At 59.9% G+C, this 14,165-nt stretch carries 11 protein-coding genes; 4 read left to right on the forward strand and 7 right to left on the reverse strand.

Going from position 1 to position 14,165, the window contains the following annotated elements; translation table 11 throughout:
- Positions 1–24 precede the first annotated feature (24 nt).
- Positions 25–2,427 (reverse strand): xylulose 5-phosphate 3-epimerase, encoded by a 2,403-nt coding sequence (locus HCI85_RS02615; protein ID WP_167141652.1) that lies wholly within the window; start codon positions 2,425–2,427, stop codon positions 25–27.
- 129 nt (positions 2,428–2,556) lie between these two features.
- Here HCI85_RS02615 and HCI85_RS02620 point away from each other — a divergent pair, with 129 nt between their 5' ends.
- Both HCI85_RS02620 and HCI85_RS02625 read left to right on the forward strand, forming a co-directional pair.
- Entirely contained in the window at positions 2,557–3,960 is a 1,404-nt protein-coding gene (locus tag HCI85_RS02620; RefSeq protein ID WP_167141654.1) for an MBL fold metallo-hydrolase RNA specificity domain-containing protein, read from the forward strand.
- 132 nt (positions 3,961–4,092) lie between these two features.
- A complete protein-coding gene (locus HCI85_RS02625) occupies positions 4,093–5,172 on the forward strand; it encodes an LOG family protein (protein WP_167141656.1) in 1,080 nt (359 codons plus the stop codon).
- A gap of 197 nt (positions 5,173–5,369) precedes the next feature.
- Here HCI85_RS02625 and recX read toward each other — a convergent pair whose 3' ends face one another.
- The 3 genes from recX to HCI85_RS02640 all read right to left on the reverse strand — a co-directional run bounded on the left by recX (position 5,370) and on the right by HCI85_RS02640 (position 7,492).
- A complete protein-coding gene (recX, locus tag HCI85_RS02630; RefSeq protein ID WP_167141659.1) occupies positions 5,370–5,834 on the reverse strand; it encodes a recombination regulator RecX in 465 nt (154 codons plus the stop codon).
- Between the two features lie 11 nt (positions 5,835–5,845).
- The gene (gene recA / locus HCI85_RS02635) at positions 5,846–6,889 is read right to left on the reverse strand and encodes a recombinase RecA (protein WP_160085113.1); all 1,044 of its coding nucleotides are present in this window, start codon (positions 6,887–6,889) and stop codon (positions 5,846–5,848) included.
- Positions 6,890–6,979: 90 nt separating this feature from the next.
- Positions 6,980–7,492 carry a CinA family protein gene (locus HCI85_RS02640; RefSeq protein WP_167141661.1) on the reverse strand — a complete coding sequence of 171 codons (513 nt, stop codon included), beginning with the start codon at positions 7,490–7,492 and terminating at the stop codon, positions 6,980–6,982.
- Between the two features lie 78 nt (positions 7,493–7,570).
- Between HCI85_RS02640 and mutS the strand changes: the two genes are divergently transcribed.
- Positions 7,571–10,144 (forward strand): DNA mismatch repair protein MutS, encoded by a 2,574-nt coding sequence (gene mutS / locus HCI85_RS02645; protein ID WP_167141663.1) that lies wholly within the window; start codon positions 7,571–7,573, stop codon positions 10,142–10,144.
- Between the two features lie 138 nt (positions 10,145–10,282).
- Positions 10,283–10,606, forward strand: coding sequence for a ferredoxin FdxA (gene fdxA, locus HCI85_RS02650; RefSeq protein WP_090248347.1), 324 nt, complete (start codon positions 10,283–10,285; stop codon positions 10,604–10,606).
- A 571-nt stretch (positions 10,607–11,177) separates the two neighbouring features.
- Here the strand turns inward: fdxA and rpoS are convergent.
- The 3 genes from rpoS to HCI85_RS02665 form a co-directional block, all read right to left on the reverse strand.
- Positions 11,178–12,188, reverse strand: coding sequence for an RNA polymerase sigma factor RpoS (gene rpoS, locus HCI85_RS02655; protein ID WP_167141665.1), 1,011 nt, complete (start codon positions 12,186–12,188; stop codon positions 11,178–11,180).
- Between the two features lie 105 nt (positions 12,189–12,293).
- Positions 12,294–13,148: a peptidoglycan DD-metalloendopeptidase family protein gene (locus HCI85_RS02660; protein ID WP_241693715.1), complete on the reverse strand. Its 855-nt coding sequence runs from the start codon at positions 13,146–13,148 to the stop codon at positions 12,294–12,296.
- 56 nt (positions 13,149–13,204) lie between these two features.
- Positions 13,205–14,143: a DUF368 domain-containing protein gene (locus tag HCI85_RS02665; protein WP_167141668.1), complete on the reverse strand. Its 939-nt coding sequence runs from the start codon at positions 14,141–14,143 to the stop codon at positions 13,205–13,207.
- Positions 14,144–14,165: the final 22 nt, after the last annotated feature.

A 14,165-nucleotide genomic window follows, 5' to 3' on the forward strand; every position in this document is an offset into this window, starting at 1 on the left:
TTTTCCCGCACCCACTGGCCTGCACTAACGCAGACAGTGTGGTTCTCCCCGCCCTTGCACGGCTGCTTGCTCCTCGGCACTGAGCAAATCGCCAAGCGGTTTTTCCAGCAACGCGGCAGCGGCCTCCAGCACATGCGCCCAGCTCGCCTGGTTGGCGAACAACATACCGGCTTCATCCAGGGTGCCACCTCGATTACGGTAGCCCAGCACACGGCTGTGTCGAGCCTCACCCAGCAGCGGCCACAGATGCCCACGGGCAACTTCCGGGCGCATATGGGTGAGCAGCACACGCTTTATGCTGGCAGCCGGGAATAACCGCTCAACCCGCTCGGCATCAACAATCACCGCCTGTTCCCAGGTATCGCGAGCCGCACGAAAACGCCCCGGCTCTTGCAAGTAAACCAGACGCCAGGCGCATCCGACCGCGCTCAGACGAACGGCCGCGCGCTGCATTTCTGCCAACTGATAACTGCCGGTGGCGATCAGCAGCAAAGGCTGCTCGCCTTGCTTCTCAGCCAGCACAACAGCGCCATCCTGCGCCAGCTGCTCGGCCTGTTCGCGAGTGAATGCACAAGGCCGCTCACGTTTGGCAATCACCATGCAAGCGATCTGACCACGCGCCTGGTAGATGCCTGGCAGCAGCGCCAATACCGAATTGTGGTCGGCTGGAAATACCACCCGCACCATATCGCTCATCTCACCGAGCAAGGCCTCACAGAAGGTGGTGTCCTGGTGCGATTGCTGATTCTTGCCGTTCTCCCAGGTGTGCGAGGTGGCCACTAGCGGCCAGCCGAGCCAACCTGCAGCGCGCCCCGCCTCTTTTTGCTGCCGAGCAAAAATGATCCGCTGGCGCACCGCGCCGAGCATCTTCACGCAGAAGGCCTCATAGCTGGCCACCAGATTCAGGCCACCCTGGTTGGCCAGGCAGGCAGACACCACGGCTTCTTCATTGAGCGCAGTGATGATGGCGCCATCCAGCGCTTCCTGTTCGCTCTCCGGCGCGGTCACCCGGTGCTTGAGCGCCTTGAGGACGCCGCCCAGGCGATTGCTGGCCAGTTCATCGGGGTTACCAACACGCGGACGCAACTGCGGGTTGGCTTGCACTAGACCGACAAAGAAACGATCCAGGGCCAGCATCGGCGAACAGGCGCCGTCCTGATACTGCAGCTCGGGCAGTTTTGGCAGCGCTGGATGACGCAGCGCCAGCGGGTTATCGCGCTCCAGGGGGCGGGAGCCTCGATCCGCAAACAATGCGCAGGCGGCGCTCAGCTCTTCCGGCGCGACCCAAAGCTGCGCCGCATGCTGATTGAACAGTTCACGGGCGCCGCTATCGGTATGCGGGTTGGCCGGCAACGGCAGGTTGTGCGCCGCATTGCTGCCAGCGCCGTAGAAACCGAAACCCTTGAGCGTTTCGGCAATGCCGTAAGGCATGGGCAGCGGATAGTTCAGCACGCCATCGCGCAGCTCCTGCACGCGGCGACTCATACGCTGCTCCATGTTCCACAACGCGCAGACAAAAGCCGCCGGGTCGCGGCCATCAAAACTCACAGGATCAAAACCGCAATGACGCAGATGCTCACGAAAGCTATCCAGCCCGGCGGGCGTCGCCAGCTCGGTGCGTTGCTCGATGCGCCGACCATTGGCAATCATCAGCGGCAACGCCACGCCGCAGTCCTCGGCGCGCCACCAGCGTGGCATCCAGTCACTGCCGCGTTGCTCTTCGGCCGCACCATCGGAGAGGAAGGCCACCAGCTTCTCGCCGGGTAACGGCAGATGAGCATATTGCAGCTCGGCAAAGCCCAGATAACCACCCTCGGCAATGCCGCCCGCCGTATGCGGATTGACGTGGCTGCCCAGCGGCGCGCTGACCTGGCCGGCGGCGTTCTGTGCATAGCTGTAGAAGTCCGCCACTAGCTGGCTCATCCCGGCCTCGTCACAGGAGTAACGCTCGGTCTGTTCCGGGTGCTGATTGGCCGTTAGCAGGTTGAGCGCCTCGATGGCTGCCACACAGTGGCCCTGGCCCATCAGCCAGCCACGGGTTTCCCCGGTCAGGTTATTCAACGCCAGGTAGCCGGCATAGGCCGGCACCATATTCAGCGCACCTCCGGTATGCCCTTCGGACGACACCTTGAAGTCCTCTGCAGCCAACGCCACGCCATCGAGGCGTACGCGCTGGGCATAGGTCATATGCACCACCAGCCACAACCCTGCCGCTGTCAGCCGATCCAGCGCGTGAAAGTGACGGTAGACGCTCGGCAGATCCGCCTGCACGCCGGCCTGCACAAGCTGGTGGGCCATGCGGTAGACCGCAGCGCAGGTCTGCGGACTGTGCTGCAAAGGACCATAACCGCGCTGCCAGGCGGCGAAGGTTGGCTCAAGGCGGGCATGCTCGGCCAACTCGCTGGCGCTGGGAAATAGCTGGGTCATATGCGGCTCCGATAGTTTTAGTCAGCTTAGAGCGCGGGATACGGGCAGATGCTGACCTGTATCAAAACCCCCGGTTACCTGATGGGACAGCCTTAAGCGCCACCCATTCAACTTGTTCAAGGATTAGCCATGGCCCTGCTCAACTTCCTCGGCGCAATTCAACAAGTCACCGGTTCCTGCTACCTGATCGAAAGCCGCGACGGGGCACGGGTATTACTCGACTGCGGCATGCGTCAGGGCCGTCGCGAAGAGGAAGACGGCAACCGCGCGCCGTTTGCCTTTGACCCTCACAGCCTGGACGCCGTGGTGATTTCTCATGCGCACATCGACCACACCGGCCTGCTGCCGAAACTCACAGCCGCCGGCTATCGCGGGCCGATCTTCGCCACTGATGCGACCTGTGAGCTGATGGAATTGATGCTGCTCGATGCGGCTTTTCTGCAGGAGAAAGACGCGGAGTGGGAAAACAAATGGCGCGCGCGGATGGGCAAGGCGCCAATCAGCCCGCTCTACACAACCGCCGACGCCGAACAGGCGCTGAGCCAACGCCGGCCAATTATGTATGGCGAAAGCCGCGAAGTGGCCAAGGGCGTGCAAGTGACCTTTCACGATGCCGGACATATCCTCGGTTCGGCGATTGTCGAACTCGAAGTACAGGACCATCACCTGACCCGCCGCCTGGTGTTCTCCGGCGACCTGGGCAACACCTGCTCGCCCTTGATGCAAGATCCCAGCACGCTGAGAAAAGCCGATGTGGTGCTGCTGGAATCGACCTACGGCGATCGCGATCACCGCTGCAGCGAGGACACTCTGGAGGAGCTGGCGGAGATTCTGCAGCAGGCCCATCGCGATGGCGGCAACGTGCTGATCCCGTCCTTCGCCGTCGGTCGCACCCAGGACCTGATCTACTACCTCGGGCGCTTCTATCACGAAGGGCGACTGCCGCAGCAGGCAGTGTTTCTAGACAGCCCCATGGCAATCCGCGCCAACGCCATCTACTCGCGTTTTCAGGACCAGTTTGCCGCCGAAGACCGCGCTGCCTTTCAGGCCCGCGGCAGCAAACGCATCGAAGACTGGCTACCAATCCTGCGCTGCACGCCGAGCCCGGAAGAATCGATGGCGATAAACCGGATACAGAGCGGCGCAATCATCATCGCCGGCAGCGGTATGTGCACCGGCGGGCGCATTGTCCATCACTTCAAGCACAACCTCTGGCGCGAGAATTGCCACCTGATCTTTCCCGGTTTCCAGGCCAAGGGCACGCTGGGACGCAATATCGTCGACGGCGCCGAGAACGTGAAAATCCTCCATCAGCGCATCGCGGTAAAAGCCAAGGTGCACACCCTCGGCGGCTTCTCCGCGCATGCCGGGCAATCACAGCTGCTCGACTGGGTCAGCCACTTCGAGCACCACCCCGAGCTGTACCTGGTGCATGGCGAACTGGAGAAGATGCAGGCCCTGCAACTGGCCTTGCGCGAGCGTCTGAACTGGATCGCCAACATCCCTGAACCAGGCGAGCAAATCGCCCTCTGATGCAGTCCTGGCATGGGCTGTCGGTTGTCACGCATGGGCATGCGTCACACAAACCGGCAGCCAACAGCCATACTCAGGACAAGGCCGACACAGCAATAAGCTGCTCGGCCGGCAACCAGAAGGAGAAGTTGTATGCCCGATGAATCGGACGATTTTCTGTCCCGGCATTTTCAGACCAGTGGCGTCGACCTGACCACCCGAGTGGAAGAACTGGGCATCCTCGCAGCACCGCCCGACAGCCCCAATACCAAGCTCTACCAGGCCATGCTCGGCACGGTTGTGCGCATGGCCCAGGCCGACCGCAACCGCTGGGATGCCAAGATCATGCTGCAGACCCTACGCGAAATGGAGCATGCCTTCAGCACACTGGAACAGTTCAAACGGCGGCGCAAGGTGACCGTCTTCGGCTCGGCACGCACCCCGCCCAACCACCCGGTTTACAGCCTGGCCCGCGACCTGGGCGCTACCCTGGCCAAGCACAACCTGATGGTCATTACCGGCGCCGGTGGCGGCATTATGGCGGCCGCCCATGAAGGTGCCGGGCTGGAAAACAGCCTGGGCTTCAATATCACCCTACCCTTCGAGCAAGGCGCCAATGCCACCGTGCAAGGCAGCAATAACCTGCTGTCGTTCCACTTCTTCTTTCTGCGCAAACTGTTCTTCGTCAAGGAGGCCGACGGCCTAGTGCTTTGCCCAGGTGGTTTCGGCACCCTGGACGAAGCACTGGAAGTGCTGACCCTGATCCAGACCGGGAAAAGCCCACTGGTACCGGTGGTGTTACTCGACCAGCCTGGCGGTACTTTCTGGACCAGCGCCCTGACGTTTTTGCAGGAACAACTGCAGGACAACGGCTATATCCTGCCCAGCGATATGCGCCTGATGCGCCTGGTGCACAGCGCCGAAGAGGCCGCCGAGGAAATAGCCCAGTTCTACCGCAACTATCACTCCAGCCGCTGGATCAAGGAACGCTACGTTATTCGCCTCAACCATGCGCTGAGCGAAGCGGCCATGCAGCAGCTGAACGATGAGTTCCGCGACCTGTGCATGCACGGCGACTTCCAGCAGCAAGCGCGCTGCGACTCCGAGCAGGACGAACCGGAGCTGTGCCACATGACGCGCCTGGCTTTCGCCTTTAACGGACGCAACCACGGCCGCTTGCGCGAACTGCTGGACCTGGTCAATCAGTCGCACAACTGGGCGGAAAACCACTGATGTATCGCCCAACCGATAGCCTGCTTGCGGGCTATCGGTAGTCGTGGCTCAGCTGGCTAACAAGAAAAGATCAGCCACACGCATTTCAGTACGGGAAGCATTGGCTTCCAGTACTGCAGCATCATCGGCGTGTGAAAGTAAGTAATGGGTAAACAGAAGTACTGATACAGGCAGCCCGAACAACAGCCAGCTGCGGCTTAGTCGTCCAGTACACCGCGTAGCAGCCGCCCAATCAGCTCAGGCGGATAACCCCGATAGCTAAGAAAGCGTCCCTGCTGGGCACGCTCGCGGGCATCACAGGGCAGCTCACCGGCAAACTTGCGTTGCCAGGTTTCCTGCAGATGTTCACGCCAATCGATACCACTGTCGCGCAAGGCCTGCTCGACATCACTACGGGCCAGGCCACGCTGGGTCAGCTCTTCACGAATGCGCAACGGCCCGTAGCCGGCGCGCGCGCGGTAGCTGACAAAGGCTTCCAGGTAACGCGCCTCAGACAGCAAGCCTTCTTCAGCCAGGCGATCGAGAGCGGCTTCGATCAACTCATCCGCCGCTCCACGACTGCGCAACTTGCGGGTCAACTCGACTCGACCATGTTCGCGGCGCGCCAGCAGATCCATAGCCGCCCGCCGCACCGCGACGGGGTTATCCAGAGCAACGGACATAGGCAGACAAATCAGGCGTCGGCGTCAGCCAGGTCATCGGCCGTGGAGTTGGCCTTGACCGTAGGGCTGACCACCAGCAACTTCTCGCGAATCAAGCCTTCGATGGTGCGTGCCACTTCCGGGTTGTCTTCCAGGTACTTGGCCGAGTTGGCCTTGCCCTGACCGATCTTGTTGCCCTGGTAGCTGTACCAAGCGCCGGATTTTTCCAGCAGACCGAGCTGCACGCCGAGATCGATGATCTCGCCGTTGCGGTAGATGCCCTTGCCGTAAAGAATCTGGAACTCGGCCTGACGGAACGGCGGCGCGACCTTGTTCTTCACCACTTTGACGCGGGTTTCGCTACCGACCACTTCATCGCCTTCCTTCACCGCGCCAGTACGGCGGATGTCCAGGCGAACCGAAGCATAGAACTTCAGGGCGTTACCACCGGTGGTGGTTTCCGGACTGCCGAACATCACGCCGATCTTCATACGGATCTGGTTAATGAAGATCACCAGGCAGTTGGCGTTCTTGATATTGCCCGTGATCTTGCGCAGCGCCTGGCTCATCAGGCGGGCCTGCAGGCCGACGTGCATATCGCCCATTTCACCTTCGATTTCCGCCTTCGGCACCAGGGCCGCCACGGAGTCGACGATGATCACGTCAACAGCGTTGGAGCGTACCAGCATATCGGTGATTTCCAGGGCCTGTTCGCCGGTATCCGGCTGCGACACCAGCAGGTCATCGACATTGACGCCGAGTTTGCCGGCATAGTCCGGGTCGAGTGCATGCTCAGCATCGACGAAGGCGCAGGTGGCGCCGAGCTTTTGCGCTTCGGCGATCACCGACAGGGTCAGGGTGGTTTTACCCGAGGACTCTGGGCCGTAGATTTCAACGATTCGGCCTTTCGGCAGGCCGCCAATGCCCAGCGCGATATCCAGACCCAGCGAACCGGTGGAGATGGCCGGAATCGCCTGGCGATCGTGATCGCCCATGCGCATCACTGCACCTTTGCCGAATTGCTTTTCAATCTGGCCCAGGGCTGCCGCCAAGGCGCGCTTCTTATTCTCGTCCATTTAAGTCCTCACGTAATCAAGAAGGGCCAGCTAGCGGCCACCAACAACTGTATAAGTAGACAGTATTATTCCACAGGGCAAGTCGCCCGCCTACCCCGCGTTTGGATTTTCTTGCGCAAGCAGGCGCAACAGCCCAGCCAGCGCGGCCTCGACCGTTTGTCGGCGAACTTCGCTGCGATCCCCGGCAAACTGCCGGCGCGCACTGAATAGCTGCTCACCATCGCCCCAGGCCAGCCAGACCGTGCCCACCGGTTTCTCTGGCGAACCGCCATCCGGCCCCGCGACACCGCTGACCGCCACCGCAAAGCGCGCTCCACTATTGGCTTGTGCCCCCCGCACCATGGTCTCGACCACTTCCTGACTCACCGCGCCAACCGTAGCGAACAGCATCTCGGGCACACTCAGCTGCTTGGTTTTCTGCGCGTTGGAGTAAGTGACATAACCGGCTTCAAACCAAGCCGAGCTACCGGGAATCCGGGTAATCGCCTCGGCAATACCGCCGCCGGTGCAGGATTCGGCTGTCGTCACCTGAGCTTTGGCGGCAATCAGCTGCCCGCCCAGCTCGGCAGCCAGTTGGGTCAGGGCATTTTCATTAGCAGTCATCTGCACTCCGGGGTTAAAGCCAGCCAGGTCGATACCGTACACTAGGCGCTTTTGCGATTCAGCCGGACAGTTAAAACGATGAGCCAAAGCGACCTCAGTTCTCACACGCCGATGATGCAGCAGTACTGGAAGCTGAAAAATCAGCACCCGGAACAGCTGATGTTTTACCGCATGGGCGACTTCTACGAGATCTTCTACGAGGACGCGAAAAAGGCTGCCAAGCTGCTGGATATCACCCTGACTGCTCGCGGCCAATCCGCCGGGCAGGCGATTCCCATGTGCGGGATTCCCTACCACTCGCTGGAGGGCTACCTGGCCAAGCTGGTCAAGCTGGGCGAGTCGGTGGTGATCTGCGAGCAGATCGGCGACCCGGCTACCAGCAAAGGCCCGGTGGAACGCCAGGTGGTGCGGATCATCACCCCCGGCACCGTCAGCGACGAGGCGCTGCTCGACGAGCGCCGCGACAACCTGTTGGCAGCGGTGCTAGGTGATGAGCGCCTGTTTGGCTTGGCCGTACTGGATATCACCAGCGGCCGCTTCAGCGTGCTGGAGATCAACGGCTGGGAAAACCTGCTGGCCGAGCTGGAACGCCTGAATCCAGTTGAACTGCTGATTCCCGATGACTGGCCGCAAGGCTTGCCGGCGGAAAAACGTCGCGGCGTACGCCGTCGCGCGCCTTGGGACTTTGAACGCGACACAGCTCATAAGAGCCTGTGCCAACAGTTCGCCACCCAGGATCTGAAAGGCTTCGGCTGCGAGAGTCTGACCCTGGCCATCGGCGCTGCTGGTTGTCTGCTGGCTTACGCCAAGGAAACCCAGCGCACTGCCCTACCACACCTACGCAGCCTGCGTCACGAGCGCCTCGACGACACGGTGATTCTCGACGGCGCCAGCCGACGCAATCTGGAGCTGGATATCAACCTCGCTGGCGGGCGCGAGAATACCCTGCAATCGGTGGTCGACCGTTGCCAGACCGCTATGGGCAGTCGCCTGCTTAGCCGCTGGTTGAACCGCCCTCTGCGTGACCAGTCCATTCTGGAAGCGCGCCAAGAATCGATTGCCTGCCTGCTGGAACGCTACCGATTTGAGACCCTGCAGCCGCAGCTGAAGGAAATCGGCGATCTGGAGCGCATTCTGGCGCGAATCGGGCTGCGCAATGCGCGCCCCCGTGACCTGGCGCGCCTGCGCGACGCCCTCGCCGCCCTGCCCACGCTGCAGATGGCCATGACCAATCTGGAAGCGCCGCACCTCGCCGAGCTGGCAGGCGTAGTCAGCACCTACCCGGAACTGGCCGAACTGCTGGTCCGCGCCATCAATGACAATCCACCGGCGGTAATTCGCGACGGCGGCGTGCTCAAGACCGGCTACGACGCCGAACTGGACGAGCTGCAATCGCTCAGCGAAAACGCCGGCCAGTATCTGATGGATCTGGAAACCCGCGAGAAGGCCCGCACCGGCCTGGCCAACCTCAAGGTCGGTTACAACCGCGTGCACGGCTACTTTATCGAGCTGCCCAGCAAGCAGGCCGAATCGGCTCCGGCCGACTATATCCGCCGGCAGACCCTGAAAGGCGCCGAGCGCTTTATCACTCCCGAGCTCAAGGAGTTCGAAGACAAGGCGCTGTCGGCCAAGAGCCGCGCCCTGGCCCGCGAGAAAATGCTCTATGACGAGCTGCTCGAACGCCTGATCAGCCACCTTGGCCCGCTGCAAGACAGCGCAGCGGCCCTGGCCGAGCTGGACGTATTGAGCAACCTGGCTGAGCGCGCGCTGAATCTGGATCTCAATCGCCCACGCTTTGTTGACGAGCAGTGCATGCGCATCGACCAGGGTCGTCACCCGGTGGTCGAGCAGGTACTGACCACACCCTTTGTGGCCAACGACCTGAGCCTGGACGATGACACGCGCATGCTGATCATCACCGGGCCGAACATGGGTGGTAAATCCACCTATATGCGCCAGACCGCGCTGATCGTGCTGCTCGCGCATATCGGCAGCTTCGTGCCGGCGAAAAGCTGCGAGCTGTCCTTGGTTGACCGCATCTTTACTCGCATCGGTTCGAGTGATGACCTGGCCGGTGGCCGCTCAACCTTTATGGTGGAGATGAGTGAAACCGCCAACATACTGCATAACGCCAGTGAACGCAGCCTGGTGTTGATGGACGAAGTCGGCCGCGGCACCAGCACCTTCGACGGTCTGTCGCTGGCCTGGGCGGCTGCCGAACAACTGGCCAAGCTGCGCGCTTATACACTGTTTGCCACCCACTATTTCGAGCTGACCGTGCTGCCGGAAAGCCAGCCAATCGTGGCCAACGTGCATTTGAATGCCACCGAGCACAATGAGCGCATCGTGTTCCTCCACCACGTATTGCCTGGCCCCGCCAGCCAAAGCTATGGCCTGGCCGTGGCGCAACTGGCGGGCGTGCCGAATGAGGTAATCCTGCGCGCCCGCGAGCACCTGGCGCGCCTGGAAACCACCAGCCTGCCCCACGAACTACCGCCTACGCAGCCTGGCCAGGCGGCCGCACCGATGCAAAGCGATATGTTCGCCAGCCTGCCGCATCCGCTGCAGGAGGAATTACGCAAGATCAACCCGGATGATCTGACTCCGCGTAAAGCGCTGGAACTGTTATATACATGGAAGACACGCTTCTAACGTTATTGCGTGCGAACTGTTAGAATCGCGCGCATTTTTATGACTGCCCGACTTAAAGCCTGAGCCGTGGCCATTACCCCTAGCCTGCTGAAACCCGCATAGAACGGGGCAGGCTGGCGCCCGAGGAGAGAATCAGAAATGACCTTCGTCGTTACCGACAACTGCGTCAAATGCAAATACACCGACTGCGTAGAAGTCTGCCCGGTGGACTGCTTCTACGAAGGCCCGAACTTCCTGGTGATCCACCCGGACGAGTGCATCGATTGCGCACTCTGCGAGCCTGAGTGTCCTGCACAAGCCATCTTCTCCGAAGATGAGGTGCCGGAAGATCAGCAGGAATACATCGAACTGAACGCTGATCTGGCCGAAGTCTGGCCAAATATCACCGAGAAGAAAGAGTCCCTGCCGGACGCTGAAGAGTGGGATGGCGTGAAGGACAAGCTGCAGTATCTGGAACGCTAGTACTTAGCTGCGCTGGCTACACAAAAACCCGCCTTTCGCGGGTTTTTACTTCTCTGCAGGCCAGAAATAACCTGAAGCAAGGCCCGCAGAGTGATCTGCAAATGATGGGCACAGAAAACGCGGGCAAAAAAAGGGGCGACTCGCGTCGCCCACTCTTTTGTCCCTAGTCCCTGTATTTCCCAGCTCATCATCCTGATGAATCGCGTCTTGCGATGTCCTGATTATCTTACTGACAACCTGTGCTTGTCCCTGAGCACAGGTGTAATACTAGCGATTTCTGCCTTCCTAACAAGCGCTTAAAACTCCATCCAAATGGTCTTTAGCCTTCGCCAATAAAATTAAATATTGTTTAAAAACAATAACTTAAAACAAAAAAGAGCACTTCACCGGCTGCCTTGCGCACCAATGGCTTACGAACCCTGTAAGCAATGGCTTACACAAGTACTCACAAAACTCGCCAGGAATAGCTTCTGGCGTCATCCATGACACTCACTAGAGAGTGGCTAGCATGGAACACAGGTACAAAAAACCCGGCCAGGGCCGGGTTGAGTGTTAACACATCAAGCTCACTTCACTGGAACAGTGAATCGCTCGACAGACCGTTCTTCTCCAGAATTTCCCGCAGACGCTTGAGTGCTTCGACCTGAATCTGCCGAACGCGCTCGCGGGTCAGGCCGATTTCCTGGCCAACCTCTTCCAGGGTGCAGCTTTCATGGCCGCGTAGGCCGAAGCGGCGAATCACCACCTCACGCTGCTTGTCAGTCAGTTCGGACAGCCACTGATCGATGCTCTGTGACAGATCATCATCCTGCAGCAACTCGCAGGGATCGGTCGGACGATCATCGGTCAGGGTATCGAGCAGGGTTTTATCCGAATCCTGGCCCAGTGAAACGTCCACCGAGGACACACGCTCATTCAGGCCGAGCATGCGTTTAACTTCACCCACCGGTTTTTCCAGCAGGTTGGCAATTTCTTCTGCCGAAGGCTCGTGGTCGAGCTTCTGGGTCAATTCGCGAGCAGCACGTAGGTAGACGTTGAGCTCTTTGACCACATGAATAGGTAAACGAATGGTGCGGGTCTGATTCATGATCGCCCGCTCGATGGTCTGACGGATCCACCAGGTGGCATAAGTCGAGAAACGGAAACCACGCTCGGGGTCGAATTTCTCCACCGCGCGGATCAGACCGAGGTTGCCCTCTTCAATCAGATCCAGTAGGGACAAGCCCCGATTGACGTAACGACGAGCGATTTTCACGACCAGGCGCAGGTTGCTTTCGATCATGCGCTTGCGGCCAGCAGGGTCGCCCTTCTGCGCCAGGCGCGCAAAGAACACTTCTTCTTCAGGGGTCAGGAGAGGGGAAAAGCCGATTTCGTTGAGGTACAGCTGGGTGGCGTCGAGCGCGCGGGTGTAATCGATGTATTTATGCTGCTTGCTGCTAGCTGTGGATGCTTTTGCTTTGCTGCGGGAAAGTGGCGGTAGCGCTTCTTCGTCTGAATCATCGTCAAGGACAATAGCGGGCTCCATCAGGAGCACTTCATCATCGACGTCAAACTCCGGCGCTTCTTTTTTATTGAGAGCCATTTTTGTTATTCCTTGCTGAGTTCGACAGCAAGCCCTAGCGCGACCAAATCCCTGGTTACACCAAAGCCTGTCCCTCCCACGTGGTGGAGACAGGCTAGCGCTAGATCAACGTCGCGGCAGGTATTGCAGCGGGTCGACAGGTTTACCTTGGCGGCGTACTTCAAAGTGAAGTTTCACCCGGTCGGTTCCTGTGGAACCCATTTCGGCAATTTTCTGCCCGGCTTTGACCTTTTGCCCCTCCTGCACCAACAGCCTGCGGTTGTGGCCGTAGGCGCTTACGTAGGTATCGCTATGTTTGATGATCACTAATTCGCCGTAGCCCCGTAAACCACTCCCGGCGTAGACCACTGAACCATCAGACGCAGCTAAAACAGGCTGGCCCAATTCTCCGGCGATATCAATGCCTTTATTCAAACTGCCGTTTGAGGAAAACCGTCCGATAACTGCCCCATTGGAAGGCCACAGCCAGCCCGATGCAGAGCGCTGCGTAGGTGGTAACGCAGTGACGGCCGGGGTGGTTTTCACTGGAGTTGGCGGCTGGGTCTGCACGGGCCGGGCCTGAATGGGTGTGCTCGGGCGACCGGACGGAGTGCTAACCACGGGAGCCGTAGCTACCAAGGGCGGGCGACTGGCAGGCTGGCCATCAAAGCGAATGATCTGGCCAACCCGGATCAGGTAAGGCGGCGCAATGCCATTGCGTGCAGCCAGCGCCTTCCAATCCCAGCCGAAGCGGAAAGCAATCGAGTACAGCGTATCGCCACGTTGCACCTGATACTGGCCACTGCTGACCGGCTGACGCTGCGGTGCCTGACTGGCGCCGCCATGGGCACGGTCAACCACCTTGACGCCACCCGGTGGCGGGCTCGCACAGGCACTGAGCAGCGCACTGAGGACAAGGCCACTCAACAGGGTACGAGCACTGCTGGCGCGAATCGGCAATTGAATGGCTGTGAAACTCACCTGCATCTCCCTCGGGTAAAACTGCTTACATCTTGCTGGTATGCATTGTGCCGCAATTATGGGTTATCACCAGCGCTTTGCGGACTGCGCCCAGCCAACCACTCCAAGCCCAGCACCAGCAGGATGCCGGCAATGGCCAGGGCAATCGCCAAGAGCAACTGCGGGTCCTGGCCGCTGATCTCGGCAAACTGCGCAGGCCAGAGATTGGCTTGCAGTAACGGCACCTGTTCACCATGGCTATCGGTACGCCAGGTCAAGGTTTCCTTCCAGGGCCAGATTTTGTTCAGCGAACCGATCATCAGCCCGGTGAGAAACGCCAGCGTCAGGTCACGCCAGCGCGCCAGCAGCCAACGCAGAATCCCGGCAAAGCTGACAATTCCCACCAGGCAACCGCTGGCAAAAATCAGCAGCACGGTAATATCCAGCCCTTTCACCGCGGTCAGCACGAAGCTGTACAGCCCCAGCAACACCAGAATAAAGCTGCCGGAGATGCCCGGCAGAATCATCGCGCAGATGGCAATAGCGCCCGCGAAGAAAAGGCTCAGTGGGTCATGCCCCCACTGCAGCGGCGACGCTACGGTAATCCAGTAGGCGAATGCCGCTCCTAGTACCAGACTGACAACGCGCGTCCAGTTCCAACGCTGGACTTCGCGTACCACTAGGTGCGTGGAGACCAGAATCAAACCGAAGAAGAACGACCAGACCGGGATCGGCTGCTCATCCAGCAGGTAGGTGATCAAGCGCGCGAGGCTCAGGACACTGGTCATGATGCCCAGCAGCAGCACCAGCAAAAATGTCGCATTGGCAGCCTTCCAGGCCTCGACGATACGCCCGCGCAGAAATAGCCCTAACGCTACCGGCACGCTGGCAATCGAGCGCAGCAGCTCGTCATAGATACCGGTAATAAAAGCCACAGTACCGCCGGATACGCCGGGCACTACGTCGGCAGCGCCCATGGCAATGCCTTTGGCGTAGAGCAGGAAATACTTCTTCATGAGTTCATCCGTAAACAATGAA

This window comes from Pseudomonas sp. OTU750018 (assembly GCF_011636575.1).
Classification (GTDB): domain Bacteria; phylum Pseudomonadota; class Gammaproteobacteria; order Pseudomonadales; family Pseudomonadaceae; genus Aquipseudomonas; species Aquipseudomonas peli.

What these genes read in the sequence shown, in the direction of transcription:
- HCI85_RS02615 (WP_167141652.1), bottom strand. Translation starts at nt 2,427, where the DNA reads ATGACCCAGCTATTTCCCAGCGCCAGCGAGTTGGCCGAGCATGCCCGC.
- HCI85_RS02620 (WP_167141654.1), top strand. Translation starts at nt 2,557, where the DNA reads ATGGCCCTGCTCAACTTCCTCGGCGCAATTCAACAAGTCACCGGTTCC.
- HCI85_RS02625 (WP_167141656.1), top strand. Translation starts at nt 4,093, where the DNA reads ATGCCCGATGAATCGGACGATTTTCTGTCCCGGCATTTTCAGACCAGT.
- recX (WP_167141659.1), bottom strand. Translation starts at nt 5,834, where the DNA reads ATGTCCGTTGCTCTGGATAACCCCGTCGCGGTGCGGCGGGCGGCTATG.
- recA (WP_160085113.1), bottom strand. Translation starts at nt 6,889, where the DNA reads ATGGACGAGAATAAGAAGCGCGCCTTGGCGGCAGCCCTGGGCCAGATT.
- HCI85_RS02640 (WP_167141661.1), bottom strand. Translation starts at nt 7,492, where the DNA reads ATGACTGCTAATGAAAATGCCCTGACCCAACTGGCTGCCGAGCTGGGC.
- mutS (WP_167141663.1), top strand. Translation starts at nt 7,571, where the DNA reads ATGAGCCAAAGCGACCTCAGTTCTCACACGCCGATGATGCAGCAGTAC.
- fdxA (WP_090248347.1), top strand. Translation starts at nt 10,283, where the DNA reads ATGACCTTCGTCGTTACCGACAACTGCGTCAAATGCAAATACACCGAC.
- rpoS (WP_167141665.1), bottom strand. Translation starts at nt 12,188, where the DNA reads ATGGCTCTCAATAAAAAAGAAGCGCCGGAGTTTGACGTCGATGATGAA.
- HCI85_RS02665 (WP_167141668.1), bottom strand. Translation starts at nt 14,143, where the DNA reads ATGAAGAAGTATTTCCTGCTCTACGCCAAAGGCATTGCCATGGGCGCT.